Source organism: Mycobacterium sp. NGS11, from assembly GCF_059813315.1.
Genome location: NZ_JCALEJ010000005.1, coordinates 227,756 through 254,420, shown reverse-complemented (window position 1 = coordinate 254,420; position 26,665 = coordinate 227,756). Strand labels below are relative to the sequence as shown.

31 protein-coding genes and 1 pseudogene are annotated in these 26,665 nt (G+C 65.7%); 13 read left to right on the top strand and 19 right to left on the bottom strand.

Going from position 1 to position 26,665, the window contains the following annotated elements; translation table 11 throughout:
• Positions 1 to 10: 10 nt before the first annotated feature.
• Positions 11 to 646, top strand: coding sequence for a phosphate signaling complex protein PhoU (gene phoU / locus AC5Y4T_RS09665; protein ID WP_499952824.1), 636 nt, complete (start codon positions 11 to 13; stop codon positions 644 to 646).
• Here phoU and AC5Y4T_RS09660 read toward each other — a convergent pair.
• Together AC5Y4T_RS09660 and AC5Y4T_RS09655 are read right to left on the bottom strand one after the other, a co-directional pair.
• Positions 643 to 1,413 carry a class I SAM-dependent methyltransferase gene (locus tag AC5Y4T_RS09660; protein WP_499952823.1) on the bottom strand — a complete coding sequence of 257 codons (771 nt, stop codon included), beginning with the start codon at positions 1,411 to 1,413 and terminating at the stop codon, positions 643 to 645. The two genes, phoU and AC5Y4T_RS09660, sit on opposite strands and share 4 nt — an antisense overlap.
• Before the next feature lie 46 nt (positions 1,414 to 1,459).
• Complete coding sequence (locus AC5Y4T_RS09655; RefSeq protein ID WP_499952890.1) at positions 1,460 to 2,437, bottom strand: methylenetetrahydrofolate reductase; 978 nt, start codon at positions 2,435 to 2,437, stop codon at positions 1,460 to 1,462.
• A gap of 159 nt (positions 2,438 to 2,596) precedes the next feature.
• On the opposite strand from AC5Y4T_RS09655, the gene AC5Y4T_RS09650 reads away from it, so the two are divergent.
• Together AC5Y4T_RS09650 and AC5Y4T_RS09645 are read left to right on the top strand one after the other, a co-directional pair.
• The gene (locus AC5Y4T_RS09650) at positions 2,597 to 3,955 is read left to right on the top strand and encodes a WS/DGAT/MGAT family O-acyltransferase (RefSeq protein ID WP_499952822.1); all 1,359 of its coding nucleotides are present in this window, start codon (positions 2,597 to 2,599) and stop codon (positions 3,953 to 3,955) included.
• Positions 3,956 to 4,101: 146 nt separating this feature from the next.
• Complete coding sequence (locus AC5Y4T_RS09645) at positions 4,102 to 5,319, top strand: cytochrome P450 (protein WP_499952821.1); 1,218 nt, start codon at positions 4,102 to 4,104, stop codon at positions 5,317 to 5,319.
• Between the two features lie 19 nt (positions 5,320 to 5,338).
• Here the strand turns inward: AC5Y4T_RS09645 and AC5Y4T_RS09640 are convergent, their stop codons facing one another.
• The gene (locus tag AC5Y4T_RS09640) at positions 5,339 to 5,764 is read right to left on the bottom strand and encodes an ATP-binding protein (protein ID WP_499917668.1); all 426 of its coding nucleotides are present in this window, start codon (positions 5,762 to 5,764) and stop codon (positions 5,339 to 5,341) included.
• A 142-nt stretch (positions 5,765 to 5,906) separates the two neighbouring features.
• Positions 5,907 to 6,842 carry a 2-hydroxyacid dehydrogenase gene (locus AC5Y4T_RS09635; protein WP_499952889.1) on the bottom strand — a complete coding sequence of 312 codons (936 nt, stop codon included), beginning with the start codon at positions 6,840 to 6,842 and terminating at the stop codon, positions 5,907 to 5,909.
• A gap of 186 nt (positions 6,843 to 7,028) precedes the next feature.
• Here AC5Y4T_RS09635 and AC5Y4T_RS09630 point away from each other — a divergent pair, with 186 nt between their 5' ends.
• Entirely contained in the window at positions 7,029 to 7,886 is an 858-nt protein-coding gene (locus tag AC5Y4T_RS09630) for an LLM class F420-dependent oxidoreductase (protein WP_499952820.1), read from the top strand.
• A 23-nt stretch (positions 7,887 to 7,909) separates the two neighbouring features.
• On the opposite strand, the gene AC5Y4T_RS09625 is transcribed toward AC5Y4T_RS09630, so the two are convergent.
• Complete coding sequence (locus tag AC5Y4T_RS09625) at positions 7,910 to 9,487, bottom strand: SulP family inorganic anion transporter (protein ID WP_499952819.1); 1,578 nt, start codon at positions 9,485 to 9,487, stop codon at positions 7,910 to 7,912.
• A 258-nt stretch (positions 9,488 to 9,745) separates the two neighbouring features.
• Positions 9,746 to 10,168 carry a nitroreductase family deazaflavin-dependent oxidoreductase gene (locus AC5Y4T_RS09620; RefSeq protein WP_499952818.1) on the bottom strand — a complete coding sequence of 141 codons (423 nt, stop codon included), beginning with the start codon at positions 10,166 to 10,168 and terminating at the stop codon, positions 9,746 to 9,748.
• Positions 10,169 to 10,324: 156 nt separating this feature from the next.
• On the opposite strand from AC5Y4T_RS09620, the gene AC5Y4T_RS09615 reads away from it, so the two are divergent.
• The 3 genes from AC5Y4T_RS09615 to AC5Y4T_RS09605 all read left to right on the top strand — a co-directional run bounded on the left by AC5Y4T_RS09615 (position 10,325) and on the right by AC5Y4T_RS09605 (position 12,284).
• Positions 10,325 to 11,224: a class I SAM-dependent methyltransferase gene (locus AC5Y4T_RS09615; protein ID WP_499952817.1), complete on the top strand. Its 900-nt coding sequence runs from the start codon at positions 10,325 to 10,327 to the stop codon at positions 11,222 to 11,224.
• Positions 11,225 to 11,275: 51 nt separating this feature from the next.
• Positions 11,276 to 11,965 (top strand): class I SAM-dependent methyltransferase, encoded by a 690-nt coding sequence (locus tag AC5Y4T_RS09610; protein ID WP_499917342.1) that lies wholly within the window; start codon positions 11,276 to 11,278, stop codon positions 11,963 to 11,965.
• A 151-nt stretch (positions 11,966 to 12,116) separates the two neighbouring features.
• A complete protein-coding gene (locus tag AC5Y4T_RS09605; protein WP_499952816.1) occupies positions 12,117 to 12,284 on the top strand; it encodes a hypothetical protein in 168 nt (55 codons plus the stop codon).
• Positions 12,285 to 12,321: 37 nt separating this feature from the next.
• Here AC5Y4T_RS09605 and AC5Y4T_RS09600 read toward each other — a convergent pair whose 3' ends face one another.
• The 3 genes from AC5Y4T_RS09600 to AC5Y4T_RS09590 form a co-directional block, all read right to left on the bottom strand.
• On the bottom strand, positions 12,322 to 12,696 hold the full coding sequence (locus AC5Y4T_RS09600) for a hypothetical protein (RefSeq protein WP_499947554.1): 375 nt from the start codon (positions 12,694 to 12,696) through the stop codon (positions 12,322 to 12,324).
• An 11-nt stretch (positions 12,697 to 12,707) separates the two neighbouring features.
• Positions 12,708 to 12,932 (bottom strand): hypothetical protein, encoded by a 225-nt coding sequence (locus AC5Y4T_RS09595; RefSeq protein ID WP_499917344.1) that lies wholly within the window; start codon positions 12,930 to 12,932, stop codon positions 12,708 to 12,710.
• Between the two features lie 284 nt (positions 12,933 to 13,216).
• A complete protein-coding gene (locus tag AC5Y4T_RS09590; protein ID WP_499952815.1) occupies positions 13,217 to 14,476 on the bottom strand; it encodes a TetR/AcrR family transcriptional regulator in 1,260 nt (419 codons plus the stop codon).
• Positions 14,477 to 14,612: 136 nt separating this feature from the next.
• Between AC5Y4T_RS09590 and AC5Y4T_RS09585 the strand changes: the two genes are divergently transcribed.
• Complete coding sequence (locus tag AC5Y4T_RS09585; RefSeq protein ID WP_499952814.1) at positions 14,613 to 15,221, top strand: hypothetical protein; 609 nt, start codon at positions 14,613 to 14,615, stop codon at positions 15,219 to 15,221.
• A 103-nt stretch (positions 15,222 to 15,324) separates the two neighbouring features.
• Here AC5Y4T_RS09585 and AC5Y4T_RS09580 read toward each other — a convergent pair whose 3' ends face one another.
• The 5 genes and pseudogenes from AC5Y4T_RS09580 to AC5Y4T_RS09560 form a co-directional block, all read right to left on the bottom strand.
• On the bottom strand, positions 15,325 to 16,281 hold the full coding sequence (locus AC5Y4T_RS09580; protein WP_499952813.1) for a dipeptidase: 957 nt from the start codon (positions 16,279 to 16,281) through the stop codon (positions 15,325 to 15,327).
• Positions 16,282 to 16,298: 17 nt separating this feature from the next.
• Positions 16,299 to 16,862: an arsinothricin resistance N-acetyltransferase ArsN1 family B gene (locus AC5Y4T_RS09575; RefSeq protein WP_499917348.1), complete on the bottom strand. Its 564-nt coding sequence runs from the start codon at positions 16,860 to 16,862 to the stop codon at positions 16,299 to 16,301.
• Between the two features lie 42 nt (positions 16,863 to 16,904).
• Positions 16,905 to 17,190: pseudogene (locus AC5Y4T_RS09570) on the bottom strand (SgcJ/EcaC family oxidoreductase).
• A 35-nt stretch (positions 17,191 to 17,225) separates the two neighbouring features.
• Complete coding sequence (locus tag AC5Y4T_RS09565) at positions 17,226 to 17,900, bottom strand: esterase (protein ID WP_499952812.1); 675 nt, start codon at positions 17,898 to 17,900, stop codon at positions 17,226 to 17,228.
• Positions 17,901 to 18,062: 162 nt separating this feature from the next.
• Positions 18,063 to 18,983, bottom strand: coding sequence for a DMT family transporter (locus tag AC5Y4T_RS09560; protein ID WP_499952888.1), 921 nt, complete (start codon positions 18,981 to 18,983; stop codon positions 18,063 to 18,065).
• A gap of 168 nt (positions 18,984 to 19,151) precedes the next feature.
• On the opposite strand from AC5Y4T_RS09560, the gene AC5Y4T_RS09555 reads away from it, so the two are divergent.
• The 3 genes from AC5Y4T_RS09555 (at position 19,152) to AC5Y4T_RS09545 (ending at position 21,548) form a co-directional block, all read left to right on the top strand.
• The gene (locus AC5Y4T_RS09555) at positions 19,152 to 20,003 is read left to right on the top strand and encodes a LysR family transcriptional regulator (protein ID WP_499917352.1); all 852 of its coding nucleotides are present in this window, start codon (positions 19,152 to 19,154) and stop codon (positions 20,001 to 20,003) included.
• A 210-nt stretch (positions 20,004 to 20,213) separates the two neighbouring features.
• Positions 20,214 to 20,552, top strand: a complete 339-nt coding sequence (locus tag AC5Y4T_RS09550) for a nitroreductase/quinone reductase family protein (RefSeq protein WP_499947548.1) — start codon at positions 20,214 to 20,216, stop codon at positions 20,550 to 20,552.
• A gap of 120 nt (positions 20,553 to 20,672) precedes the next feature.
• Positions 20,673 to 21,548, top strand: a complete 876-nt coding sequence (locus tag AC5Y4T_RS09545) for an alpha/beta fold hydrolase (RefSeq protein ID WP_499952887.1) — start codon at positions 20,673 to 20,675, stop codon at positions 21,546 to 21,548.
• 20 nt (positions 21,549 to 21,568) lie between these two features.
• Here AC5Y4T_RS09545 and AC5Y4T_RS09540 read toward each other — a convergent pair whose 3' ends face one another.
• The 3 genes from AC5Y4T_RS09540 to AC5Y4T_RS09530 all read right to left on the bottom strand — a co-directional run bounded on the left by AC5Y4T_RS09540 (position 21,569) and on the right by AC5Y4T_RS09530 (position 24,125).
• Positions 21,569 to 22,246, bottom strand: coding sequence for a Crp/Fnr family transcriptional regulator (locus tag AC5Y4T_RS09540; RefSeq protein WP_499952811.1), 678 nt, complete (start codon positions 22,244 to 22,246; stop codon positions 21,569 to 21,571).
• 163 nt (positions 22,247 to 22,409) lie between these two features.
• On the bottom strand, positions 22,410 to 22,580 hold the full coding sequence (locus AC5Y4T_RS09535; RefSeq protein WP_499952896.1) for a hypothetical protein: 171 nt from the start codon (positions 22,578 to 22,580) through the stop codon (positions 22,410 to 22,412).
• A 111-nt stretch (positions 22,581 to 22,691) separates the two neighbouring features.
• The gene (locus tag AC5Y4T_RS09530; protein ID WP_499952810.1) at positions 22,692 to 24,125 is read right to left on the bottom strand and encodes an FAD-dependent oxidoreductase; all 1,434 of its coding nucleotides are present in this window, start codon (positions 24,123 to 24,125) and stop codon (positions 22,692 to 22,694) included.
• 268 nt (positions 24,126 to 24,393) lie between these two features.
• On the opposite strand from AC5Y4T_RS09530, the gene AC5Y4T_RS09525 reads away from it, so the two are divergent.
• Entirely contained in the window at positions 24,394 to 25,035 is a 642-nt protein-coding gene (locus AC5Y4T_RS09525; protein WP_499917673.1) for a DUF5134 domain-containing protein, read from the top strand.
• Positions 25,036 to 25,070: 35 nt separating this feature from the next.
• Here the strand turns inward: AC5Y4T_RS09525 and AC5Y4T_RS09520 are convergent, their stop codons facing one another.
• Positions 25,071 to 25,811 (bottom strand): SDR family NAD(P)-dependent oxidoreductase, encoded by a 741-nt coding sequence (locus AC5Y4T_RS09520; RefSeq protein WP_499952809.1) that lies wholly within the window; start codon positions 25,809 to 25,811, stop codon positions 25,071 to 25,073.
• Positions 25,812 to 25,822: 11 nt separating this feature from the next.
• A complete protein-coding gene (locus AC5Y4T_RS09515; RefSeq protein WP_499952886.1) occupies positions 25,823 to 26,098 on the bottom strand; it encodes a hypothetical protein in 276 nt (91 codons plus the stop codon).
• 118 nt (positions 26,099 to 26,216) lie between these two features.
• Here AC5Y4T_RS09515 and AC5Y4T_RS09510 point away from each other — a divergent pair, with 118 nt between their 5' ends.
• Positions 26,217 to 26,588, top strand: coding sequence for a hypothetical protein (locus tag AC5Y4T_RS09510; protein ID WP_499917356.1), 372 nt, complete (start codon positions 26,217 to 26,219; stop codon positions 26,586 to 26,588).
• Positions 26,589 to 26,665 lie beyond the last annotated feature (77 nt).

Genomic DNA, 26,665 nt, shown 5'->3' with positions numbered 1-26,665 from the left:
TCCCTGGAAGGTGAGGACCGGTTTCCACCAGCAGCTGGACACGCTGACCGACCAGCTCGCCGAAATGTGCTCGATTGCCGCCGAGGCGATCAAGCGGGCGAGCGAGGCGCTGCTGAAAACCGATTTGACGAAGGCCGAAAGCGTCATCGCCGGCCACCGGGACATCGTCGCTCTCGACGCTCATGTGGAGGACACCGCGTTCGTGTTGTTGGCGTTGCAGGCGCCGGTCGCCACCGACCTGCGCGCGGTCGTCAGCGCCATTCGGATCGCCGCGGACGCGCGACGGATGGTCGAGCTGGCCGTCCACATCGCCGAGATCGCCCGCCGCCGCCATCCCCATCCGGCCGTTTCCGTCGAGGTGCGGCCATACATCGCCGCCATGGGCGAGGCGGCCGAGGCATTGGCCCTCGGGGCGCGGCAGGTGCTGATGTCGCAAGATCCGCGCGGGGCCGCCCAGATTCGTCACGACGACGACGCGATGGACGAGCTGCACCAGCAACTGCTGGCGGTGCTGATGGATCCGGCCTGGGCGCAAGGAGTCGCCGCCGCCGTGGACGCCACGCTGTTGGGCCGCTTCTACGAACGCTTCGCCGACCACGCGGTCGAGATCGCGCGGCGGGTGATCTTCCAGGCGACGGGGCGCTAGCCGGGGCCCTGCGCCGCGTGGCTCAGCACCAACAACTCACCCGTGAGGGTTCCCTCCTCGAGCAGCCGCCCGATCCTGGAACTCTGACGTTCGGCCAGCTGCCAGGCTTCCGTGTGTCCGTGCCGGTCCCCGAGGACGCCCTCCACGGTGTCCACGCGCTCGTTCCACGTGTCGTCGATCGGCGGCAGGGCCGACGTGCCGAGCCACTGCTCGACCTGGAGTGAGGCCGCGGAAAGTAGCTCACGCATCCGGTTTGGCGTCGGAAAATGATTGCCTTCCAACGTGTTTGACGGCAACTCCCGGTGCGCGACGAAAACCAGCAAGCCGATGCGCCCACCCGGCCGTACGACGCGGCGCAACTCCGTGAGCAACGCGAATTGATCAGGCGTCGTGCACAACACGCCCAGCGACCAGGCGGCGTCGACACTCGCGTCCCTGATCGGCAGGGCCGATCCCAATGCGCACACCACCGGGAAGCCGAACAGTTCCCGCGCCGCACGGCAAGCGCCCGATTCGGGTTCGACGAGCACGGGCCGCACCGCGCCGGATCGGGCGGCGTACGCTGCAGGGCCCCCGACACCCGCGCCGGAATCCAGCAGCGTGGCGCCGGGCGTCAACTCCATCCGCTCGATGAGCCAGTCGAGCGCGGCCGGACTTCCGCTTCCCCGGCAGCCGGCCGGGAGGTGGTAGTCCGGCCCCAGCTCCGCCGCGACCTGCGCGGTCCATTCGGCGACGGTGTCGAACTCGGCCTTCATCGCGTCGGTCATCGGCGCCCCTCTTCCCTCGTTGCGGCCCCCTGCATCGTCGGTGCGGTCATGGCGCCTCCGCCCGGATCCGACGCCCGACCTCTGCCTTGATCTCCGCGCCGACGCGGGGGCCCGACGCCGACGCCAGCCCCGAGACGTTGACACCCTCGATGCCCTCGATCGACAACAGCGCCCGCGCCTCGCTCACCGCCGCCGCGATCCCGGCGGCCACCGGATCCCGCGCAGTCAAAACCCGTTGCGTCACAGCGGGATCCAGCTCGAGGCCGGGCAAACCCTCCAGCACCGCCGCCGAGATGCTGTCGGTGAACACCGCGACCGCCGCGATCACCGGGATGGTCAGGCCGGCCGATCGCGCGGTCGTCATGAAGTCGGCGACCATGTCGGGAAACGGCACATGGTTCAGCACCGCCAGGCTCGCTCCGGCTCGCTGCTTCTCGACCAGGCGGGCCGGTCGGCGGTGCACGGGTGGAGCGGTGGGCGTCTCGGGTACCGCTGCGGCCATGCCGACCGAGGCGGCCAGCGACACCAGGCGCGGCCCGTCGAGGTCGAAGGTCTGCGTGACGTCTGGGCGCACGTCGTATCCGCGCCCGTCACCCGTCACGCACAGCACCGTGTCGACATCGATGCTGCGTAATCCCCTCAACTCCTGCTCGAGGACCACGCGGTTGCGGTCGCGGCACGACAACGTGATCCAGGGCGTCACGCCGGCGTCGAGCAGCAACGACGCCATGAGCGTCGGTGGAAAATCGGGCTTGTTCTGATGCTCGCCGACCAGGACGGCGTCGCACCCGGGCGCGAGGATGGCTGCGGTCGCGGCGATGTCGTCGGGATCGAAGGGGGTGGCACTGAAGTCGGTGAGCACCCGCGGAGCACTGGCGAGACGAGGGTTGGGGCGATGACCCGACCACGGCACCACGTCGTCGAACGCACACGGGCCAGCGCGCATCTCGCACTGTCCGTCCGGGCGCACGCCGCCGCACGGCCCGAACTCCATCCGCTTGGGACACTCCGACTCCGCCGGCATCGTCACCCCCTTGAGCGTCAATACCCACACCAATGCGCACGCAAGCGCTCTGACCCGTCGCGGTCCGAACGCCGATGGTGGATTAGCAAGTGGTTCCCGCGGCTAATACGAAAGGGGCGCGCGCTGGCGCGCGGCACAGCGGAGGGAATGGGAACGGCTATGGAACCGATATCACCGATGGACGCGTTGTTCCTCATCGGCGAGTCACGCGAACATCCGATGCACGTCGGCTCGTTGCAGCTCTTCGAACCCCCGGAGGACGCCGGCCCCCATTTCGTGCGCGAGGCGTACCAGGCGATGCTCGAGTGCACCGAAGTCCAGCCGTCCTTCCGCAAACATCCCGCCTTCTTCGGCGGCATCACGAATGTCGCGTGGTCCTTGGACAAGGACGTCGAGCTCGACTACCACCTGCGCCGGTCCGCTCTGCCCGAACCCGGACGGGTCCGCGACTTGCTCGAGCTGGCCTCCCGGCTGCACGGCAGCCTGCTCGACCGGCACCGTCCGATGTGGGAGGCACATCTCGTCGAAGGGCTGCAGGACGGGCGCTATGCCGTCTACACGAAGTACCACCACTCCCTCATGGATGGCGTCTCGGCGCTACGCCTGATGCAGCGCGCCTTCACGTCGGACCCCCACGACGACGAGGTGCGCGTGCCGTGGAGCCTCGGTCCGCGCAAACGCAGCGGGCACCGGCACCAGTCGTCGCTGTTTGAGCGGGTCGGCCGCACCGCGGGGTCGGCGCTCGCTATGGCGCCCTCCACGCTCAAGCTCGCGCGCGCGGCGCTGCTCGAACAACAATTGACCCTGCCGTTTCGGGCGCCGCGCTCGATGTTCAACGTGCGGATCGGCGGCGCCCGGCGGGTTGCTGCCCAGTCCTACTCGCTGGAGCGCATCAAGGCGGTCAAGTCGGCTACCGGTGCGACGATCAACGACGTGGTGCTCGCGATGTCCGCCGGGGCCCTGCGCGCCTACCTCATCGATCAGAACGCCCTGCCGGACGCGCCCCTGACCGCCATGGTCCCCGTCAATCTGCGCAAGGACGACGACGATCGCGGCGGCAACAACGTCGGAACCTTCCTGTGCAATCTCGCGACCGACCTCGACGACCCGGCCAAGCGGCTCGAGACGATCAGCGCGTCCATCCGCGAGACCAAAGAGGTGTTCTGGCAGCTACCTCCGGTCCAGCAGCTGGCGCTGTCCGCCTTCAACATCGGGGGGCTGTTCTTCGGGCTGATCCCCGGCTACCTGTCGGCGGGATCGCCGCCGTTCAACATCGTCATCTCGAACGTATCGACCGGTAACCGCGACCAATTGTATTGGCGCGGAGCGCGATTGGACGGAAACTATCCTCTGTCGATCCCACTCGACGGCCAAGCGGTCAACATCACCGTCACCAACAACGCGGACAACCTCGACTTCGGTCTGGTCGGTTGCCGGCGCAGCGTCCCGCACCTGCAGCGGATGCTCGGCCACCTCGAGGCGGCGCTGAAGGACTTGGAACTCAGCGCGGGCATCTGAGATGCGTTGCATCGCTTGCCGTCCCAGCAGTCCGTGAAACCCGCCGGCGCCCCGTTGCTGCATCGGGCTGAAACCTGTTGTGGGGAATACCACCGTTCCTACTGTAAGGTCCACGGTAACCGACCGCATGCGGGAAGGGTGGACCCGTGCCAAGCACTACCGATACGCGCAACCAGTCACGGCCCGACATTGATCTGACCGACGGCGCCTTCTATGCGGGCGACTCCCGGCCCGTCTATCGGTGGATGCGCGAAAATGAACCGGTCTTTCGGGACCGCAACGGGCTGGCGGCCGCGGCGACCTACCAGGCGGTGATCGACGCGGAGCGTGCGCCCGAGATGTTCTCCAACGCCGGCGGTATCCGGCCGGACCAGGACGCGCCGCCGATGATGATCGCGATGGACGACCCGGCGCATCTGCTGCGGCGCAAGCTGGTCAACGCGGGCTTTACCCGCAAACGCGTCAAGGACAGGGAGCACTCGATCGCCGAGCTGTGCGATGCGCTGATCGACAACGTCTGCGAGCGGGGCGAGTGCGACTTTGTGTGGGACCTCGCCGCTCCGCTTCCCATGGCGGTGATCGGCGACATGCTCGGGGTACTTCCGGAGGAACGCCAGATGTTTCTTCACTGGTCCGACGACATGGTCACCCTGCTCAGCAGCACGACCGCGCAAGAGGATTTTCAGGTCTCGGTGGACGCATTCGCCGCTTACACCGAGTACATGACGGGCATGATCGCGGCGCGCAAGGCGGAGCCGACCGATGACTTGGTCAGTGTGCTGGTACACGCGCAGGTGGATGGCGAGAAGCTGGCCGACCACGAGATCGTCACCGAGGTGCTGTTGCTGTTGATCGGCGGCGACGAGACCACCAGGCACACGCTTTCCGGCGGTACCGCGCAGATTCTGCGGCACCCGCAACAGCACCAGCGGCTGGTCGACGACGTGGCGCTGCTACCCAACGCGATCGAGGAGATGCTGCGGTGGACCGCCCCGGTCAAAAACATGGCCCGCACCATGACCACCGACCTGGACTTTCACGGCGCGCAGCTCAAGCGGGGCGAGAAGATCATTCTGCTCTTCGAATCGGCGAACTTCGACGAGGCGGTGTTCGGCGATCCGCAGGACTTCCGCATCGACCGCTATCCCAACAACCACTTGGCGTTCGGGTTCGGCACCCACTTCTGTCTGGGCAATCAGCTGGCGCGCCTGGAGCTGTCGATCATGCTCGAGCGGCTGTTGAAGCGTCTTCCCGATATGCGGCTGGCTTCCGATGAGCCGCTGCCGCTGCGCCCGGCGAACTTCGTCAGCGGGCTGGAGAAGATGCCGGTCAAGTTCACGCCGACGGCAGCCTCACGCGCCTGATCTCGGCTGGACCGAGGATTCAACGGGTTTGGTGAGCGGCAAGGTCCGCATCGGTCGCGTAATCCAAATAGACGCTGGTCCCGTTGGGGCGCGCATGGATGGTGCAGTGATCGGCGAGGTTGTGCATCAACATGATGCCGCGCGATGCGCGGGGGTCGTTGGGGTGCCTGGACGAGGGTTTGCGCCAGCTGCCACGGTCACTGACGCAGACCCGAATCGACTCGGCGTCGGCGTCGTAGCTGGCCTGCAGTTTCATTGCGCCCACCTGATGATGCGAGCGATACGCGTGCTCAACACAATTCGCCAGCGCCTCGTTCACGCCCAGAACGATGTCCTCGCGGATCTTTTCCGGCGCGTGCACCTCTTGCTGCAGCCACCGTTGCAGCGCACGACGCCACTCCGCCGCCGTATCGGGGCGGGCTGGGCCGGCGAGCGTCAGCCGCACCGGCGTGGCAGTCTCCGGCTCTAGTGGACTCATGAAAAGTCACATACCCAGAAGCGGTTGGACCAATAACCTTCTGCGAGTATCGCTTCGGCCACAGCTGAATAGCCATCCAGAATCACCAGGTCATCGCGACGAACCGCGTTTATCGCGGGTTCGAGCGGCGCCGCGATAGGACAGGTGTGACCAATTCGCCAGTTTGGAGGTAGCTGTCGAGGTTTCGGATCGCTAGCAGCGCCATGGCCCGCCGGGTCCGCGCGGTGGCGCTGCCGATATGCGGCAGCAGGACCACGTTGTCCAGGTCGAACAACTCCGCCGGCACCCGCGGCTCCTCGGCGAAGACGTCCAGCCCCGCACCCCCCAGTTGCCCCGCGGTCAGCAGTTCCACCAGCGCGTCCTCATCGACGACGCTGCCCCGCGCGATGCTGATCAGGTAACCGTCGGGGCCCAACGCGTGCAGCACGGCCCGGTCGACGAGCCTGTGCGTGTCGCGGTCACCCGTCGTGGCGACGACCAGCACGTCGACCGATTCGGCCAGTTCCACGGGCGACTCGGCGTATCGAAATGGCGATCCCTCGATGCGGTGGCGGTTGTGATAGGCAATGGCGCAGTCGAATCCGAGGAGCCTGGCCGCGATCGCCGAACCGATCCGGCCCAGGCCCAAGATGCCGACCTGCAGGCCGCTGACATCTCTGGCATAGGGAAATGGGCCTTCCCGGACCCATCGGCCGGCGCGCACGTAGCGATCGGCAGCACTGAAACGGCGCAGCGTCATCAAGATGAGGCCCACCGCCGTGTCGGCGACTGTGTCCGACAACACGTCCGGAGTGTTACTCACGCCGATGCCGCGGCGCTTCGCCGCACCCAGATCGATCAGATCCACCCCGGCGCCATTGTTGACGATCACCTCCAGGTTGGGCAGCGCCGCGATGGTGGCGGCATCGACGCCAGGCGATCCCGATGTCACCAGCACGCGCACATCGGCGCCATGTTCGACCAAGAACTCGGTTCGCGCGGTTCCGTCGGGAAGCGTCGCAATCTCGTAGCGCGCGGCCAACTCGCGTTCGAACGTCGGCTCCATTTCACCGACCCGTAGCACCCCGCTGACCTGTTCTGCCGTCACGTTTACATCATGCTTGACGCCGCATCCAGCCTCTGTCGCGCAGGGCAATATCCCGCCGGCCATCGGCACCGCTCGAATTCTTGCTGGTGCACTGCGTCTTTCGGGCGCGGGAAGTGCACCCGAGGCGACGTGGTTGGATAGCGAATGCGCATCGGAGTCGTCTTCCCACAAACCGAGCTCGGCTCGGACCCCGCCGTCCTTCGCGCGTACGGCCAGCGCGTCGAGGAGCTCGGGTTTACCCACATCCTCGCCTATGACCACGTCGTCGGCGCCGACCCGACGGTCCATCACGGCTTCAAGGGCCCCTACGACATCGACTCGACGTTTCATGAGCCGTTCGTCATGTTCGGCTACCTGGCCGCGGTCACGTCACTGGAACTGGTCACCGGGGTCATCATCTTGCCGCAGCGCCAATCGGTGTTGGTGGCCAAGCAGGCCGCCGAGGTCGATGTGCTCTCCGGGGGCCGTTTTCGGCTCGGAATCGGATTGGGCTGGAACGCCGTCGAATACGAGGCGCTCGGCGAGTCGTTCACCAACCGCGGGAGACGCTCCGAGGAACAGGTCGAGGTCATGCGCAGGCTCTGGACCGAACGGTCGGTCACCTTCACCGGCAGGTACCACACCGTGACCGCGGCCGGCCTGGCCCCGCTGCCCACCCAGCGGCCGATACCCGTGTGGTTCGGTGCGGCCTCCGATCGCGCGTACGAACGTGCCGGCCGGCTCGGCGACGGCTGGTTTCCCATGGTGGAGCCCGGTCCCAAACTCGATCAGGCGCTCGAACAGGTGAACCGCGCGGCCAAGTCAGCGGCCCGTGACCCGAAGAGCCTGGGAATGGAAGGCCGGGTCAGCTGGACCGAGGACCGCGACAAGCTCGCCGCCACCATCGGCGCATGGAAAGCCGCCGGCGCCAGCCACCTGTCGGTGAACACCATGAAGGCCGGCTTCGCGAGCGTCGACGCGCACCTCGCCGCCTTGGAGCAGGTCGCCGCCGACCTGAAGTAGCGGCGCCGACGCGGTCGTCGGCTTTACTTGCTCCCTGACGCCGACAACTCCTCGACCAGGCTCAGGTGCACGTTGCGGCGGTTCGCCTTCGACCTGCCTGCGGTCTCACGGTCACTCGCGTCGACCGTGTCACGAACGTGGACCTGCCCGCCGGTAGCGCAGTGCCGTCGTTGCCAGTCGCTGATCGCCTGGTGCGCCGCGTGATCGAGATAGTTCGTGAGCAGGTGGATGGTGACCGACGTGCGTTCGGGAACGGACGCCAGCACGCCGGTCAGGCGTGGCAATGCCAGAAAGGTGCACGCACCTTCCACGACGACGTGCCATCCGTCACCAACGGGCTTGGCCTCGATCCTGGCCCGCACCACCCGCCATCCGGTCACGGCGACGGCCAGGGCGAGTCCGATCATGACGCCCTGCAGCAGGTTGAGGAAGACGACAGCGAGCACGGTTACCAGATAGACGACGAGATCTCCGTTGCGCAAAGCGGTTTCGATATGCGCGGGCTTCAGCAGTTCGATGCCGATCACGATGAGCAGGCCGGCAAGTGCCGCCGTGGGGATCTCTTCGACGAGTCCCGCGAACGGCACCGCGAAGAGCAGTATCCAAATTCCGTGCAATATGGTCGAGGCGCGTGTTTTCGCGCCGGCATTCACGTTGGCCGCGCTGCGCACGATGACACCCGCGATGGGAAGCCCACCGATCGCACCCGACGCGATGTTCGCCGCGCCCTGCCCAATCAGTTCGCGGTTCAAGTCCGTTCGGGCGCCGGTGTGCATCCGGTCGATCGACACCGCGGTCAGCAGGCTCTGCACGCTCGTAATCAGGGTGACAGTGATCACCGCGACGGTAACGGCTGCCCAGTTCCCGTGCGGCAACGACGGCAGGCGCAACGCCTCGATCACCGAGCCATCCAGGACTATCCGGGATACGTTGAACGGAAAGACCACCGAAATAGCGGTGACCACGACGATCGCGACGAGTGGCCCGGGAATCTTGGCCACCCGGGCCGGAACCCAGCGCCAGGCGATCAGAATGGCGATCACCAAGAGACCCAACACAAGGCCTGGCCGGTGAGCACCGACGACTTGTGCGGGCAGGCCGATGACATTGCTCCAGGCCGAACTCTTCGAAGCGCCACCCAGCAACACGTGCACTTGCTGCAGGGCGATCGTGATTCCGATGCCGGCCAGCATGGCGTGCACCACTACCGGCGAGATTGCCAGGGCCGCCCGCGCAATCCGGCTGAACCCCAGCAGGACTTGGAGAATCCCCGCCACCACGGTGATGAAACATGTTATCGCCCAGCCGAACTGAGAGATCACGTCGGCAACGACGACGGTCAATCCCGCGGCCGGGCCGCTCACCTGCAGCGGTGAGCCGCCGATCCATCCGGCAACCACTCCCCCGACGATCGCCGCGATCAGACCGGCGAGAACCGGTGCGTCCGAAGCAATCGCGATGCCGAGCGACAACGGGAGTGCCACCAGAAAGACGACCAATGAGGCCGGCAGGTCGTAGGGGAGCGTCTCGCGTAACCGGTCGATTCGGGATTGGCCTGCGTCCTGCGCGCCCCGACGAACTGGCTGTTCTACCTGTTGCACCGGCCCTCCCCTGAATTGGTCGCTAGCGGTGGGCGTTTCGATATCCACCCGGGTCACGGCAGGTAGGAAACGCGTAAAGCCGTGCAGCGCAGGCGGTTAGAACTACCGCGAACGTCATTGTTCGGCGGATGTGCCTGGACTATGCGTTCGAAGGTAGGTGGGGCGAGCACGAAGGGTCAACCGGACAAGCCGAGCGCATATCGAATGCAAATCTTTCGGCGCCGATCGCAGGCACCAAGACCATAAGACGGAAAGCGGTTACTCCAGAACGAGAACCGGGATCTGACGTGCCGTCTTTTCCTGGTATTCGGCATAGGGCGGAAAAGCCTCCACGGCCCGCTGCCACCACTCCTCGCGCTCGGCACCGTCGAGCTCGCGAGCCGTCAACGTGACAACCTTGTCGCCATCCTGCAACGTCACCGCCGGATTCGCCTTCAAATTGAAGTACCAAACCGGATGTTCCGGAGCGCCGCCGTGGGACGCGACAATGACGTAACGCCCATCCTTCTCGACCCGCATCAACGGTACGTAGCGCTGCTTGCCCGACTTCGCTCCGGTGACGGTCAACAGAACGATCGGTCGGTCGAATACCTCGACTCCATCGGTCGTGCCTCGACTCAAGATCTGTTCGGTCTGGTCGCGCACCCAGCCCCTCGGGCTCTTTTCGATTTCGTCAGCCATACCTACAGCGAACACCCGGCCAGCGCCACTGCATTCCCCGGGTGTCGCCTGCACCGCGCGTCGCCGCGCGCCCCGGTGACCCTGCGCGCAGGAGTACAGTGGAGTCGTTTAGACAGGCTAGCTAATTTGGCCGCAGGCTGTAGAGAGGAGACGGGCGTGCCCCGCACCGAGAACGACACCTGGGATTTGGCGTCCAGCGTCGGAGCCACCGCGACGGCGGTTGCCGCACAGCGGGCGATCGCGTCCCAGGGCCCAGACGCGTTGTTGAACGACCCCTGGGCGGATCCGCTCGTCCGAGCGGTGGGCGCAGACGCCTTCATCAAGCTTCTCGGCAACCAGCTCGACCGTAACGATGACCCGCTGCTGAACCGCCGGGCCGTGCGGGAGCAGATCACGGTGCGCACCCGATTCTTCGACGACTTTTTCGTGCAAGCGACCGAATCGGGTATCCAGCAAGCGGTCATTCTGGCGTCCGGCTTGGATACCAGGGCTTACCGCCTGCCCTGGCCGGCGGGGACGGTCGTATACGAGATCGACCAGCCCGAGGTGATCGAATTCAAGACGCGAACTCTGGCCGAGCTGGGCGCCACACCGAATGCGGAGCGCCGCACCGTGGCGGTCGACCTGCGCGACGACTGGCCCTCGGCGCTCGTGGCAGCGGGGTTTGATGCTCAAAAGCCGACTGCGTGGAGCGCCGAGGGGCTACTCGTTTACCTGCCGCCCGAGGGGCAAGACCGTTTGTTCGACAACATCGCCGCGGCTTCGGCGCCGGGCAGCCGGATTGCCACCGAACACATGGATCTGCGCGACATCCCCTCGGACTGGGCGAAGAAGTTGACCGAGCGGTCTCAGCGCATCGGTTCCAACATCAATCTGGCGGAGTTGTTCTACACCGGTGAGCGCAACAGCGCGGCCGAATACCTGGCCGCGCGTGGTTGGCGGATCGATATACGGACAACCCAGCAGGCGTTTGCCGCACACGGCTTCGCAGTGCCGAACGACGAACTGGCTTCCTTCGGCGACGCATCGGGGTACCTGACGGCCACGCTCCAGTAGCGCATATCAGCCTCATTGACACATATCAGCCAACTTGATATAAAGGGGACTATGACGCAACCGACCCAAGAGATGTTCGAATCCGCCTATCGGGGTGAGGCTCCCGAGATGGGCGAGGGAAACCGGCCACCGTGGAGCATCGGTGAGCCGCAGCCCGAGATCGCCGCCCTGATCGAGGACGGCAAGTTCCACGGCGACGTGCTCGACGCCGGTTGTGGCGAGGCGGCGGTGTCGCTGTACCTCGCCGAGCGCGGCTTCACCACGGTAGGCCTGGACCAGTCGCCCACCGCCATCGCGTTGGCAACCGAGAAAGCCGCCCGGCGGGGCCTGACCAGCGCCACCTTCGATGTCGCCGACATCAGCGCCTTCACCGGCTACGACGGCCGCTTCGGAACCATCGTCGACAGCACGCTTTTCCACTCGATGCCCGTCGAACTGCGCGAGGGCTACCAGCAGTCCATCGTGCGGGCCGCCGCACCGGGAGCCTCGTACTTCGTGCTCGTCTTCGACCGCGCCGCGATGCCGGCCGAAGGCCCCGTCAACGCTGTCACCGAAACCGAGCTGCGCGATGTCGTCTCGAAGTACTGGGTGATCGATGAGATCCGGCCGGCGCGCATCCACGCCAACGTGCCTGAGAGCTTCCTGGCCGGCTTTGAGGCCTTCGCCGGCGCCGACATTCGTGACGAGGACAACGGTCGCAAGTCCGTGGGCGCCTGGCTGCTCTCCGCGCACCTCGGCTGACGAACGTGGCGAACGGCGCCGCGGTGGTCAGCCAGAAGCGATTGCCGCAGCGCCGTGAGCAGCGCAATCAGCATCGACCGATCGGGCCGGGTTTCGACACCCGTCATTCGGGAGATTCTGATGGCACTGCAGCCGTTCAGAGGAGATCTCGGTGGATCAGCAAGTGAACTTCAACCCGCCCGCTGCGCCCGAGGACGCCCGCAAGGCGACCGAGGAACAGCGCAAGTTACAAGAGCAACTCGAGCACCAGGATGAGGATCCCGACGGGCCGGCATTGCACCAGTCTCGGCACGACCTGCCCGACGAGAGCACACGATAGCTCCGCCCAGCGGCTCTCGGCCAGCGAATGTCGCCTGTTAGCAGCGCATTTCGTCTTGCCGTGACGCCGCGTTGCCCGGTGATTGCGGCCGACGCGCAGATGCAGCCGGCCGCCGGTGGTCGCGGGCGACTGCCGCCGCAGCCTCCCATGTCAGCATCATCCCGCCCAGGGCCGCCGTCGGGATTGCCCATAGCCGCCGGACCATCAGCGCGCTCTCGCATCGATCGACATAGTTGTGCGCCGTGCCGGCCGCGTTCGAGGCCTGGGTCAATTCGGTTGTAAAACCGTTACCGCACTTGACTTGCCAGCCGAACTGATCAAAGGCGTCGATGAACACCGGGAAGTACAGTGCGAAGGTTCCGCCGGCCAATAACAGCACGGCGCCGAAGACGATCAGCGGCACTCGGTTAATCACGCGGTCCCCTAGGTCATGCACACGTTGGCGAAAAGCAGCACGGGCCACGACACGATCGAGCCGAGGAAGGACACCACCAAATCGGCGCCGTGCATGTCGTGCAGGTGCTGGGTATGGGTGCTCGACCAGATCACGCCAACGATCAGGTACGGCGTCCCCAGCAGTATCGCCAGTCCCAGCAGTTCAGCGATGGTCAATTGATACTCCAGAAGTGTGCGAATCCTGTTGAGCATGGGCATGCCTTTCGCGCGGGCGCCTGCCGAGCTTGACGGCGGCCCACCGAAGCAATGCGGACTCCGGCACACCCGGCACGCGGACTAGATCCGACTATGTTAATGCCGATTCGGGCGATTCGATAGTCCGGTGCGCCCGTCGCCGTCGGTCAGGCGCGGCCAATGAGAGCGGGAGATACGCTGCCGGAAGCGGGCGTTCAGCTCGCCCGGACGCACGGCCGCGATGGACGTCCCCACAGCAAGTGGGGATGGGTTCCGCGGCAAAGGGCATCCGCGACGACCGGTCAGCGACGTTGTCGGCTGCCGGGTGGCGCAGGGGGAGAGGAGGCGGGTCGCCCCAACACCGTCACCTCCATCAGGCGACGCACCGTGAGGCTGGCGGCAGCACTGGTGTCGGAGAAGACCAGGCGCCCGACGTCCACCGCAAGCGCGAACGCGGCGTGGACGGCATATCGGGCCCGGCCCAGGGTGAGTTCCGGGCTGGCCGCGACGGCGAGGCTGGCCCAGGATTCGACGGTGGAGCGCTGAATGTTGTAGAGCAGCACCGCGTCGGTGTCGGGCAGGTTGTGGCGCTCGGTGTAGTACACGCACGCCAGTTCCGCGTTGGCGAACGACCGGTTGACGTAAGCCTCGATGAGTTGCGTGAGCGCCTGTTCCGGGTCGGCGTCGGTGGCCAAGATGCTGGAGAGGTCACCCGAGAGTTGGTCGGCGGCGCGCCGGTAGTAAACCGCCAAAATGGCGGCCTTCCCCGGAAAGTATTGATAGATAGTGGCAACCGGTATGCCGACCGCTGCGGCGATGTCCTCCATCCCGGTTTCGCGATAGCCTCGCTCGCTGAACAGGCGCATCGATTCGTGCAACAGGAGCTCATAACATCCGGCGGCGCTGGTCAGTGTCAGGGGGCGCGGCTGGTCGGATCCGCGACCACGCTGGCTCGGCAGCTCGGTCCGCAACACGGCGGTCGCGATATCGGTCAGCGCCGCGCGAATTTCGGCATTGCCCAACCGAGAACGATGGTCGGTGATGCTGCCAATGACACTCAGTGTGGCCGCCGACAGTATCCAGCGCTGCCGCGACGTCAATTTCGGCCGCAACCTGATCAGCGGACGTTGCAGGCGCCGGTTGATCAATTTGATCTGTTCGGCCAGAGCACGCTGATCGTCGCCGCGCAGGTAGCGGCCCTCCCACCGATACAGCCCACCCGCGGTGCGGTTGACGATCGTTGTGTCGATCAGCGCACCGGTGAGTGCGCTGAGTTGCTCCTCGGGATTTCCGTCGGCGGGTAAAGCATCCGCGAATGCCGTGGCGTCGACCAGTTCCTGTCCCAGCGCCAGGAAGACCTCGCGAAACAGGTCATATTTGCCCTGCGAGTGGCGGTACAGCGCGGCAGCCGAGATTCCCACCCGCGCCGCGATGTTCTCCATGCTGACCGCGTGATAGCCCAACTCGCTGAATGCATCGGTAGCGGCGCGCGCGATCTGGATCTTGCGGTCCTTCGGGCGCCGCTTTACCTGATCCGCGGAGGAGCGGCTGGCCGACGGCATACAGATCACCGTAGCGGCCAGGGAGGCCGTTCGGGCGATCGTTAGACGACGGAATCGCGGAGCCGGCAGCTGCGCATCCATGCCATATGCCACCGGAGAACGCCCCGTCCGATACCGTGTTCCATTGGGAATGCGGATGGAGCTGACGAGGTTACGACGGGCTGCGACTGGCCTGGCGTGCGCCGGGCCGGTATTCGCCGCTGCGCTGATGCTCGCCGGCGGGGCCACCGCCGATCCGGGGCAGCCTCCGCCGCCGTTGCCGGTGTTCACGCCGGCGCCAAGCGATTGGTCACCGAACGTCTCCATCTGGCCGTACAACACATTCGCCGCACGGGTGACACCAGAGATGATCGGGGGAATGTCGGACTCCTGCCAATGGTTCAAGTCGCAATTCGACCCGCTGATGGGCCAGGTCAACGACTTCAACCGGTACCTCGGTGATCAGCATGACGACTACTCGGCCGGCAGCGTGCAGGGGAACGCTCACACCGTGGTCGCCAATATCGATCAATCGACGGCCTTTCTGGCTCCTCGAGTAAAGCCTTTGATCATCACCAACGAGCCCGACAACCTCGGGCCGTATTCGCCGGTATACGGCGGCGAACCGATGACCCACTTGGCATTTCAACTATCGCGGATCAGCGACAGCATCAAGAGGAAGGACCCGTCAGGAGTCACGCACGCGAACATCGTCGCGGCCACCGGCTGGGGCAGCTCGCTTCGCGACTCGGGCGCATGCGACTGACGAACCATCGCCGAAACGCTTCCGCACAGTCGCCAACCCGGGACGGGTTGGCGACTCGCTTCCCGAGGTGCCTTCAGCACCGCCGCAGCTTGAGCGGCGATGATCAAGAGCGCCAGGCGATTCGGGCCACCCGATAAAAGTTCCCGCCCAATACCGCGCTGATATCGCCGGCCCTCCACCCCCTGCGCCGGAGGTGTTCACCGAGCGTCAGGAAGATCTCTGGCGGCATCCACTGGATCGGGCCCCAACGGGTGTAGCTGTCGTCGAACAGATGTGGATTGCGCTGCAGCTCATCGATGAAGTCGGCTGTGTCGAAGGAGAAGTCGGTGCTGACACCGACGTGCTCGATGCCGATCAGGTCGACGGCGTATTCCAGATGCCGAGTCATCGCGTCCAGTGTGGGCGTGTTGGGTCCCAAGAAGATGCCGACCCCGGTGATACCGACGACGCCGCCGGTTTGCGCGCACGCTCGTGCCTGATCATCGGTGATGTTGCGCGGGTGGTCCCAGACTGCGCGCATGCACGAATGGCTGTAAATGACTGGACCACAAGATACCTCGCACATATCCAGACCGGTGCGAGCGCTGCAATGCGAGCCGTCCGGGACGACGCCGACGGCGTTGAGCTCGGCAACGACCGCCCGGCCCCATGCGGTCAGGCCCCCATCGGTGTGGTCGAGGCAACCGCTGCCGGCGCGGTTCGCGTTGTTATAGGTCGGCAACAGGGTGCGAACACCGAGGTCGGCCAACCTTCGCACATTCGCGAGGTCGTCATTCAACGGCCGTGAGTCCTCCAGGTCGAACACCACCGCTATGCGTCCCCCTCGCGCCGCCGCATCCACCTCGTCGATGGTGTCAGCCACGGCGAAGTCCGCGCGGGCGTCGATCGCGGCGCGGTAGTGCCGCAGGAGCGCCACGGCATCGTCGAAACTGTGCGGTGAGTACCCCGCGTTGACGGAAAGCACTGCGCCGGTGGCGCCTTGATACCGAGTCAGCGGATCGATGTCGGCGTCGGTCTTGAGCGGTAGACAGGTGTGCTGGTCCCAGAGCAGCGTGGTCATCGATGCGATCTCTCCCGCTATCGGCTGTATGCGGCGAGGGCGGTGGCGAGGGCCTGATCGGGCAGCCGGGACCAGGGCAGCGGCTCGGGCGGATCCGGAGGCGGATCGACCAGCCGGCGATGCCACCAGCCGACGTCCCACCATGTTTCATGCTTGAAGCCCACGCCGGAAAAGACGCCCACCGGCGTGAAGCCCAGCGCTTCGTGTAGTCCTACGCTGGCGGGATTGGGTAGTGCGATACCCGCATAGGCGTTGATATAGCCCTGTGCGACAAGCACATTCAACAGCACAGCGTAGAGCCGGCGGCCGTGTCCTTGGCGGTGAATCGATTCGTCCAGGTACAGCGACACATCGACAGACCAGCGGTAGGCCGCACGTGCGCGATGCGGGCTCGCGTAGGCAAAACCCTTGACGTCGTCACCATCGGCGACGACCAGCCAGGGCAGAAGCGCAAGCGTTGCGGTGATCCTCGACCGCATCTCTTCGGCATCAGGGGGCGCCGTCTCGAAGGAAATCGCCGTGTCGCGCACATAGGGCAGATAGAGTGCCGCCACCGCATCGGCATCCTGCGGCGTCGCCATTCGAGCCCTCATGACCACACAACGCTAGTCGGGCGCCGATGATCAGGAAAACAATTTAGACATAAGCACTTCAGCGAGCCGCCGGTGGGTGGTGTTCTGCGAGGCGGCGAGCTGCCAGCGGCCGTCCCTGCGCACAGCCACGCTGGTGTTGACACGAGCCCGGCGCCGGTTACGCCGTCGCGCCCCTTTGACCACCGACGCGTTCGCGTGCACCAGCGCGACATCAGCTGGCGTAAGCCCCTGGATCGCCTGCGGCCCAACCTGTTACCTGCTGATCGAGGAGCGCACGAATGGCTTGTTCGTCGGCTCGCTGGTCGCCACTTGTCACGATGCCTCCCGCAGTTGCACCACTATAACGGCCGGTTAGGCGATGTCGGCGCGGATCATCGAGGCGATCGCGCCGCGCGGCACCGATACCTGCGTAGCCTCCATCGCCGGCTGCAGCGCGTTCTGGTCGAAGAAGAACACGATCGCGTCGTTGGTGATCGCAAAGCTCTGGTAATTCGCCGGCTCTAGACCGGTGGCCGGCGGAATCGACACCTTCGCCCGATACCGGTCGGCCAAGGTCTTCTGCACAATCGGCAAGATGGCCTGCAGCGGTTGAGTTCCCGGTTGGAATAAGACGTCGAAGGTGATCGGCTGCCGATTGGCCAGGTTGTAGTTGAAGGATTTGTACCAGACCAGCGGATGCGCGGCGCCAAGGTTCTGGTACATCTCGGTGACTACCGACTGGGTGCCCGTGGCCTGGGGACCCGAGCTGTATCGGGTACCGGTAACCTTCAACGCAGTCGGCGATTTCAACGTATTCAGCGGTCCGCGGGCGTTGCGAAAATCGTCATGGATCTTAGTCAAATAGCCGATCATCGTCTGCTCATCGGGATAATCAGCCGGAAACACCATGCCGATATCCGACAGGGGCTCTGAGGCATCAAAATGGCACATGTGATTCGCGTCGACGCTCGACGGATTGCACAATTGCGGGTCCGCGCCGGCCACGGCAGTGCCGGTGAATGCTAGCACCGTCACAAGGAACGCCACCGCCCCCGCTGACCACGTTGATCCGCTGCGCCGCCCGATGTCCGACTTCACCCACGCCTCCGTTGATATTCCGCAGGGTGCATTGTCACAGATCGCTGCGGCGGATGGGCCATGGTGGGCAAGCCTATTGGCGACGCCTCCCCGCCGCGCTCGTTCGGGATCTCATCGCCGTGCGTCCTGCAGCTGGACCCGCGGCAGCATGGCGGGCATGCTCTGGCCCGCTGAGCCGCTCCCGGCGGATGCCCTCGAGTTGACCCAGCATGCCAGCCCGCCAAGCACCAGGCCGACCGCAATCCCCTCGTCAGGACGCTGGCCCAGGATGATCCACGACAACACGCCGGCCACCGCCGGAATGACAACGAACAGCATCGCCACCGCCGTCACACCGTGGGTGTTGATGGCGCGCACATAGAGGCTCACCGCCAGCGTGGCATTCAACAGCACCATGCCGCTCACCGCGATCACCGCCTTGACGCCGTCGTGCACCGTAAAGGGCGTGACGACCGCAAGGGCCGAGGCGGGTATCAGTCCGACGGCGTTCTGTATGGCGCTCGTCACGCGAAAATCGACACTGCGGCAGAACCTCTGTTGATACACCCCGCCGGCCGAAAGGCCAAGCAGCCCAACGACAAGCAACAGGATGACCGGATCGGCGCCGTGCGTGCTCATCAGCCTGCGCGAGCAGGCGGCCAACGCAGCGGCCACGCCAAGCGCCAGCGCAACCACCCGCAGCGCGCCGAGCGGTTCCCGCAGAAACATCGCCGCCAGGATGGCGGTAGCCACCGGGTTCATCGCAATCACCACCGCGCACAGCACCGCGGGCGCTCCGAGCTGAACGGCCTCATACAGGCAGCAGAACTGCACGCCCTGGATCAGCAGACCCGTCATCAGGACATGGCCCAACTGCGCTCCCCGGGGCCAGCCGGCCCTGGCCACCATCGACCACGTGGCCAGAATCGTTGCGGCCAAACTGAACCGGAGCACCAGGGCGGCCATCGGCGTCATCGCCGTAACCGCCAGCGTCCCGATCGGATATCCGAGCGCGTAGAAGAATGTCACCGCCGTGGCGGTGGTCGCTGGCATGCGCGGCAAAGGCATGCCACCATGTTGGCGTGATCGACCGACGCAGTCCAACGATTATTGGCGATCATGATCGATCGCATCACCTTATCGATATCCCTATCAGCGGCGATGATTCAGCCGACGACGCCGGCGATTGATTAGTCAAGCCGATCGGATTACAGTGCGGCTGTGGCCCAGGTGCTCGATATCGCTCCGCTGCGCAGCCTCGTCGCCGTCGCCGACTGCGGCGGCTTCCACCGTGCTGCCGCCGCTCTACATCTCAGTCAGTCCGCGGTCAGCCAGCATCTGCGCCGAATCGAAGCCGTGGTCGGCGAGCCGATAGTCCAACGCTCGGGACGCGGGGTCGTCTTCACCGACGTCGGCCAGAAGACACTGCGCCACGCCCGCACCATACTGGCCGCGCACGACGCCGCCCTCGACGACCTGGGCGCGACCGAACACAAGGCCCTGACCATCGGTGCCACCGAACACGGCGCCGACGTCATGCTGGGCGGGCTGTCCCGCGTGTTGCGCGAGCGACTCCCCGATCTGCGGGTGCGCTTCCGGCTCGACCGCAACGTGTCGCTGGCCGACTCGATCGACCGCGGTCTGATCGATCTGGCCATCATGCTCGACGGGGCGGGCCTGGATCGCGCTAACGCGTCGGGACTTGTCCAGTTGCAATGGGTTTCAGCTCGCTCGCTGGCGCTCTCACCACGAGACCCGCTGCCGCTGGTGATTTTCGCCGAGCCGTGCACATTGCGCGAGCCGGCCTTCGCAATTTTGGAGAGCCACCATATCGAGTACGAGATCGCCGCCGAGTGCGGCGATCTCTCCGGCCTTTACGCGGCGGTGCGGTCGGGCCTTGGCGTGGCACTGCTGCCGATGATCGGCAAGTTCCCCGACGGGCTGAGTCCGGCCGAGGGCCTGCCATCCGCCAACAGCGCCTCCATACTGGTGCGCGGCCGCACCGGAATCGACCACGGACTGCTGCGCACGGTCGACGATGCGGTACGCGATTTGCTGGCCGCCGCAACGTGATTCGAAAGAGACCTCACCGGGGCAAGCGCAGCGCGAAGCATTGGCCGGCGACGCACCGGCCAACAGCGGCACCGGGTAGGCAGGACACCGGCCGGCTAACGCCGACAGTCGTCTCGATCGCGCAGCAGCTGTGCGGCACCGCGGTCGACCGCTCTTGGAGTTTGCTGCGATACTTCTCCTGTGGGTCCGAACAAACTCGGCCGCCTCTTGATGCGAGCCGCACCCGTTTTCAATGCGCCGGTGGCCGCGCTGGCCAACTCCCGTCGCTTTGGCCGCCTGATCAATCGCAACATCGCGATGCTGACTTACACGGGCCGACGCTCCGGGCGCACGTACAGCATCCCGGTGGCCTACCGACGTTCCGGGGGCGACATCCTCATCAGCGTCGGCATGCCCGAGGCGAAGACGTGGTGGCGCAACTTCCTCGACACCGGCGGGCCGCTGACGCTGCGCCTGGACGAGGCCGAACATGCCGGACACGCCGTCGCCACGCAGGACGAAAAGGGAGCTGTCACCGTCACTGTGCGGCTCTCCGGGGCGAAATCTTGAGTTCCACGATCGACGCCCAGCCGAACCGCGACCGGCTGCTTCAACGCGAAATCCGGTTCAAAGCAACGTGGTTGAGCTTCGGATGTGGAGGGCGATAAACTGTTCGCCCGTTCGCGTCAGATGCCGATCACCCCGTCTTGGTTCAGCACGGCGCTCGACCAAAAGCCAGAGCACTGCGACGTCGATGTCGACGGCTGCCGCATACACCTGCGTGTCTGGGGTGCTGCTGACCATCCTCCGGTGGTGCTCGTGCATGGCGGCGGAGCACATTCGGGCTGGTGGGATCACATCGCGCCGTTCTTTGCCAGCACCCATCGGGTGATCGCGCCGGATCTGTCCGGGCATGGCGACAGCGAATCGCGTGACCATTACGACCTGCGCACCTGGGCAAGCGAAGTGATGGCGGCCGCGGCGGCCGCGGGTCCCGCCGGACGGCCCACGATCATCGGCCACAGTATGGGCGGTTGGGTCGTGTCCACGGCCGCGATGCACTACAGCCAGCAGATCAACAGCATGCTGGTCATCGATTCGCCGTTGTGGGAGCGTGCGCCGGAGGAAGGGCGACTGCGCAGGCGCAAACACAACCGTTACCAAACTAGTGACGAGATCCTGGCCCGCTTCACGGCCGTGCCTTCGCAGGAGTTGATCCTGCCCTATGTCCGAGAACACATCGCGGGCGAGTCGATACGCAAAACCGACGGGGGATGGGTCTGGAAGTTCGACCCGGCCATCTTCGCCGGTGAGTTTCTCGAGCCGACGCCCGCCGACGAGGAGTCCTTGGAGACCATGCTGGCCGCGATGCGTTGCCGCGTGGGGTATTTGCGCTGCGAAGCCGGTTTGGTGCCGCCCGATATGGCCGAACGGATCCGCTCCCTGCTTCAGCTGCGTGGCCCTTTCGTGGAGTTGGCCCTGGCCGGTCACCATCCCATGCTGGACCAACCGCTCCCCCTGGTCGCGACCCTGCGAACCCTCCTGGAATTCTGGTCGATCACCTAGGCAGGAACGGGCTGCGGGCCTCAAGCCCTCGCGCGGCGGGCCAGTTTCGCCGGTTGGTCGATGATGAGGGCCTTGCCCTGCTGACGGATCCATCCGCGTTGGGCGAAGTCGGATAGCGCCTTGTTGACCGTTTCACGCGAGGACCCCACGAGTTGGGCCAGTTCCTTCTGCGTCAGGTGGTGCTCGACCAGGACCGAGCCCCCGTTGCTGGTGCCGAATCGCATTGCCAGATCCAGGATTTGCTTGGCCACCCGGGCGGGGACATCGGTGAAGATCAGGTCGCTCAAAGCGTTGTTGGCATGCCGGAGTCGGCGCGCCAACACCCGCAGCAGCTGCTCTGCGATTTCGGGACGTTCGACGATCCATGTCCGCAGGGCATGGCGGTCCATCCTGACCGCCTTCACCTCCGTCAGGGTGATCACCGTGGAGGTTCGCGGGCCGGGATCGAACAGCGCCAGCTCACCGAACACATCCCCCGGCCCCAGCACCGCGAAGACGGTTTCGCGACCGTCCACCGTCTGATGGCGGATCTTCACCGTGCCCGACAAGATGACGTAGAGGTCGTCACCCAGCTCGCCTTCGACGAAGACGGTCCGCCTGCGTGGGAACGCTACGTGCTGCAGGTGGCGAGCCAACGCATCGACCGCCTCAGGGGCGATCCCCTGGAATATGCCGGCTCGCGCCAATACTTCGTTCACGCCGCCCCTTTCAACGCGTTTCGCACGGCGTTGCGCGCACTAGGCGCTGCTCCAATCTGGGGGCGTCTCGGCTCGCCACCCAGACCTTACACGAGGCCGGAGATTCGTAACGTAGCAGGTCACGACCACCGCTTCGGCGTGAAACGGTGGTCGAGCGGGCCGCTCAGGCGGCCGGCGTGGTGATGCTCGATGCGATGGTCACCTCGGAGTATTGGCTCCCGCATGCATCGCAATCCACCTGATATTCGAGCTTGGCGTCATCCCGCTCGAGAAACCGGTACTGCGCCCACGCCATGCACCGCGGGCACCGCGCACGACCGTGCTCGATTGCCATTCGCCAACCCCCTGAACTTGCCACAGACACACTGGAAGTACCCAGTGCCGAGCCCCGCTAATCATCGAGGTTGAGCCGCCCGCGGTGCCGGCGTCCGGTGGCGTTGCGCGGCTAAAAATTCAGCCCCGAATACATGACCCGCCCGGGATCGTACTTCTGCCGCACGGCACTCAGCTGCGAGAGGTTCGGGCCGAAGTAGCGCGAGGGCGGCTGGTTGGTCTCGAGGTAATTCACGTAGCCGCCGACCGAATACTGTTGCACCGCTTGATGTGCCGTGCTGAGCCAATTGGTCGCGGCCGCCGGATCGCCCGTCTCCACATACCACTGCACCAGCGCCGACTGCCGGCGCCATGGAAAGGCGGTGGCGCCTGGCGCCACCGTGGCGAGGGCGCCGTCCAGCGCGTGCATGATGGCCAGCATGCGGCCGGCTCCGCGGGGAAAGGCATTGACCGCCGCGGCGATCCCCTGTGCCACGCCCGCGTTGACGGTGGCGAACACGTCGGATCCGCCGACATACCCGAGCGGAGACGGGTTGAGGTTCCCGACGGCCAGATAATTCACCAGATCCATGTAGTTGAGGGTGTGGTTCTCGGTACCCGACGGCTGCAGTCCCACCGCTTGGGTGATCGCGGCCGCGGCGCTGTTTCCCGATCCGGCCGGGCAGGTCGCCAGGATCCGGCAATGCATCCCCGTCGCGTCGACGGTGGCGTCCGCCAGCGCCCAACTGCTGCGATCGGCGGTGCGTAACCAGTTCTGCCAACCGACGAGAACCTGCGCGAAGGACTGCGGCGGAAAGTTGAGGTTGACGACGTCGACGTCCTTGGTGGGAAACGTGGCGAACGTGAGCGAGGTCGTCACACCGAAGTTGCCGCCACCGCCACCGCGCAGCGCCCAGAATAGGTCGGGGTTGCTGGCGGCGGATGCTGTCACAGCTTGACCGCTGGGCAGCACCACCGACGCCGACGTCAACTGGTCGCACAGCAGGCCCGCATGCCGTGACTGGGCCCCCATGCCGCCGCCCAACGCGTGCCCCGCGGCACCGACCGAGGGACAGGTGCCCGTCGGCACGCCGCGGCCGGCCGCGGCCAGCGTCCGGTGCATCGTGTACAGACTCGTCGCGGGCGTCACCGTCACCTGCCCCGTTGCGGCGTCGTAATTGGCGTCCCCGGGCAGTTGGCGCAGGTCGAGCACCATGGCGCCGTTGGCGGTCGAGGCGCCGATGTAGGAATGGCCGCCGCTGCGTGGGGCGACCTTGAGGTTGTGGGCGGCCGCGAACGCCATCGCCTTCTGCACGTCGGCCGCGGACGTGGGTGCGACGACTGCCGCCGGCGTCAACCCGTTGTAGTTGGTATTGAAAACCTGCTTGGCCCCGGCAAATTGGGGGCTATCCGGAAGCAGCACCTTCCCGCCGAGGGCGGTGGACAGGCTTTCCCACCCGGTAGGTCTCGGATCGGCGGCCACCCGGGGCGCGCCGAGGACGGCGCCGGTGGCCAACGCGCCGACGGCGCCCCGCAAAAACGCCTGCCGCGAGATTTCACGCGCCATCGTCGGACTCCCGCGATTGCGTCATGCCCGAATTGTCGACCACGAGACCCGTAGTGCCACACGACGTGTCGGGGGGTGACCGAAACGTGCTCGAACCGTTACCGCCCCCGGGCACGTGCGCCAGGCTGGCGGCTATTCGCCGACACCCTTTGACGGCGGTTGGATCAAATACCCCATAGGGGTACGGTGGCGCCATGTACGCAACGCAGGTTCGCTGCAAGGCTGCGGTGCCGCAGGCGGTGTTCGTAATATCACGATGTTGCATGCCATGATCGGTGACCCGGCGCTGCGCTGGGCCGTCACGGTCCTATTCGGCGTCAGCGTCGCGATGTATGCGTATGTCGCTGTCGCACAACGCGATCAATGGACGGGGACGGTCAATCACCTGATACACCTGACGATGTCGATGGCGATGGTTTCGATGGTGTGGCGCGTGGGGGTCGACCTCCCGGCGGCAGGGCCGATTCTGTTCTTTCTTCTTGCCGGGGTCTGGTTCGTGGGCACCGCCGTGTGGGCCCAGCCAGTATCCCGTCAGCGACTGAAAATGTGCTACTACGCGGCGATGATGGGGGCGATGGCATGGATGTACGCGCTGATGAGCGGAGTCCTGTCGGGTGTTCCCGCACGCCTTCACTCACGGCCCGACTCGACGGCTATGAACATGCCAGGGATGAAGGTGCCCTCACCCGAAATGCCAGCAGCGCCGGCGGAATTCTCTTGGATCGCCGCCGCGAACTGGATGCTGATGGCTGGGTTTGCCGCGGTTGCACTGTATTGGTCGTACCGCTTCGTCGGCGAACGCCGCACGACCCTGGTGCCGACGACCGCGCGGCCGTTTCGGTGGGAACCGCTCTACCAGGCCTCCACAGCCGCCGGCACCGCGCTCATGTTCGACGCGCTGCTCTGGTAATGACGGGCCGTAGCGGCCTGTGTGCTGACCGTTTCCTAGCCGGCGCCTTTACCGTTGTCGACCCGATAGACAGCCCCATGGATGGCGGTCGCGGCGTCGCTGGCGAGGAAGGCGATCACGTTGGCGATGTCGAGGGGTTGCATCATGCCGCGCGGTGCGGCCGTGCGCATGATCAGGTTGTAGTTGGGATTGTCTGGCGCGCTGAATTGTTCGATCTGCGGCGTGAGCATGCCACCGGGGCATACCGCGTTGACGCGCAACCGATCCGCGGTGTATTCCACGGCCAGCGCGCGGGTGAGGCCGATCAGGCCGTGCTTGGCGGCGCAGTAGCCGGCCGAATACGCCTGCCCCTCGACGCCGGCGATGGAGCTGACGTTGACGATGCTGCCGCCGCGTTCCAGTAGATGAGGCAGCGCCGCCCTGCAGAGGTAGAAAGGCCCGTTGAGGTTGACCGCAAGGTCTTGTTCCCAGTCATCGTCGGTCATCGACTCCGTGCGGCGCATCTGGTGTCGCCCGGCGACGTTGACAAGGACGTCGAGTCCACCGAAATCACGGACACACTGCTCGACCGCGTCCCGGCAGGCCCGCGCCGAACCGATGTCTACCGACGCGAATTTGCCCCGCTCGACGGCGGCGAACCCGGCGGCCAAGCGATCCGCATCGCGGCCGATACCGAAAACCGTTGCTCCCTCGCGGGAAAACAATTTCGCCGTTTCGGCGCCCAGGCCCGACGACGCGCCGGTCACCAACGCCACTTTGCCCTGCAGTACAGCCATATCAGTGCACCCTAGTAGGGCCGCAGCCGCGCCACTGCACCGTGTCGAACCTGAAGCGGCGCAATGGCTCTCAACCCCCATCCGGCGGCCATGCCTGGGACCGCTTGGAACCGCTGCTGGATCCGGCGCGCAGCGATCATCGCGAGCAGGTTGAAGGCTTGCCTGCCCAGCGCGATCCGACTCGTTCGCTTCTTCCAGCTCGGCGGTGTCGAGGCCGTACGCCGTCCGAGGTAGTAGCCGATGCATGCTGCTATCGCGAGCGCGGCGATGGCCGCGATTACCGTCACGTGTTGAGCGTCCTGCGCCGCCGTCGCGGCAAGGTCACGCACGGGCTACACCTCGGCCAACAACGCCCCGGCTTTGCCTCTTCCGCGCCGCCGTGGCTCTAGCCCCTACGATCTGGGTGTGGACGAGATGCCCCACTACACGGGCCCGATCGAGCCCCGCAACCGCAACATCTTTGGAGCCTGCCTGTCGCTGGCCGGTTTGGCGGCGATGATGCTCGCGCTTTCGCTGTTGTTGATCGCCGAGAGCAATCAAGCTCTGGCGTTCAAATTGGAAGCCGGCTTCTTCCCGCCGCTGTCCGAAGCCGCAGTGCAGTCAGCGCGCACCGAAGTTGTGATCGCGGCCGTGTTGACAGTCCTGGCGACCGCTTCGGCGGTGACGGCGGTGATCTTCCGCTCGACCATCGCGTGGCGGATCGTCGGGGGGGTCACCCTGCTGGCATTCATCGTGGTCGGCCCGCTGCTGTGGGTCTGCTACGACATGGCGTTCTGAATCGACGGTCTTAGCAACGTGTTTCGCGGCAGGTGCTCTCGCGTGGCAAAGGCGACGAGGTCGGTAGGTGGTGAACC

What these genes read in the sequence shown, in the direction of transcription:
- AC5Y4T_RS09660 (WP_499952823.1), bottom strand. Translation starts at nt 1,413, where the DNA reads ATGACCGACGCGATGAAGGCCGAGTTCGACACCGTCGCCGAATGGACC.
- AC5Y4T_RS09655 (WP_499952890.1), bottom strand. Translation starts at nt 2,437, where the DNA reads ATGCCGGCGGAGTCGGAGTGTCCCAAGCGGATGGAGTTCGGGCCGTGC.
- AC5Y4T_RS09650 (WP_499952822.1), top strand. Translation starts at nt 2,597, where the DNA reads ATGGAACCGATATCACCGATGGACGCGTTGTTCCTCATCGGCGAGTCA.
- AC5Y4T_RS09635 (WP_499952889.1), bottom strand. Translation starts at nt 6,842, where the DNA reads ATGGAGCCGACGTTCGAACGCGAGTTGGCCGCGCGCTACGAGATTGCG.
- AC5Y4T_RS09630 (WP_499952820.1), top strand. Translation starts at nt 7,029, where the DNA reads ATGCGCATCGGAGTCGTCTTCCCACAAACCGAGCTCGGCTCGGACCCC.
- AC5Y4T_RS09620 (WP_499952818.1), bottom strand. Translation starts at nt 10,168, where the DNA reads ATGGCTGACGAAATCGAAAAGAGCCCGAGGGGCTGGGTGCGCGACCAG.
- AC5Y4T_RS09610 (WP_499917342.1), top strand. Translation starts at nt 11,276, where the DNA reads ATGACGCAACCGACCCAAGAGATGTTCGAATCCGCCTATCGGGGTGAG.
- AC5Y4T_RS09595 (WP_499917344.1), bottom strand. Translation starts at nt 12,932, where the DNA reads ATGCTCAACAGGATTCGCACACTTCTGGAGTATCAATTGACCATCGCT.
- AC5Y4T_RS09590 (WP_499952815.1), bottom strand. Translation starts at nt 14,476, where the DNA reads ATGCCGTCGGCCAGCCGCTCCTCCGCGGATCAGGTAAAGCGGCGCCCG.
- AC5Y4T_RS09585 (WP_499952814.1), top strand. Translation starts at nt 14,613, where the DNA reads ATGGAGCTGACGAGGTTACGACGGGCTGCGACTGGCCTGGCGTGCGCC.
- AC5Y4T_RS09580 (WP_499952813.1), bottom strand. Translation starts at nt 16,281, where the DNA reads ATGACCACGCTGCTCTGGGACCAGCACACCTGTCTACCGCTCAAGACC.
- AC5Y4T_RS09575 (WP_499917348.1), bottom strand. Translation starts at nt 16,862, where the DNA reads ATGGCGACGCCGCAGGATGCCGATGCGGTGGCGGCACTCTATCTGCCC.
- AC5Y4T_RS09560 (WP_499952888.1), bottom strand. Translation starts at nt 18,983, where the DNA reads ATGCCAGCGACCACCGCCACGGCGGTGACATTCTTCTACGCGCTCGGA.
- AC5Y4T_RS09550 (WP_499947548.1), top strand. Translation starts at nt 20,214, where the DNA reads ATGCGAGCCGCACCCGTTTTCAATGCGCCGGTGGCCGCGCTGGCCAAC.
- AC5Y4T_RS09545 (WP_499952887.1), top strand. Translation starts at nt 20,673, where the DNA reads ATGCCGATCACCCCGTCTTGGTTCAGCACGGCGCTCGACCAAAAGCCA.
- AC5Y4T_RS09535 (WP_499952896.1), bottom strand. Translation starts at nt 22,580, where the DNA reads ATGGCAATCGAGCACGGTCGTGCGCGGTGCCCGCGGTGCATGGCGTGG.
- AC5Y4T_RS09530 (WP_499952810.1), bottom strand. Translation starts at nt 24,125, where the DNA reads ATGGCGCGTGAAATCTCGCGGCAGGCGTTTTTGCGGGGCGCCGTCGGC.
- AC5Y4T_RS09525 (WP_499917673.1), top strand. Translation starts at nt 24,394, where the DNA reads ATGATCGGTGACCCGGCGCTGCGCTGGGCCGTCACGGTCCTATTCGGC.
- AC5Y4T_RS09520 (WP_499952809.1), bottom strand. Translation starts at nt 25,811, where the DNA reads ATGGCTGTACTGCAGGGCAAAGTGGCGTTGGTGACCGGCGCGTCGTCG.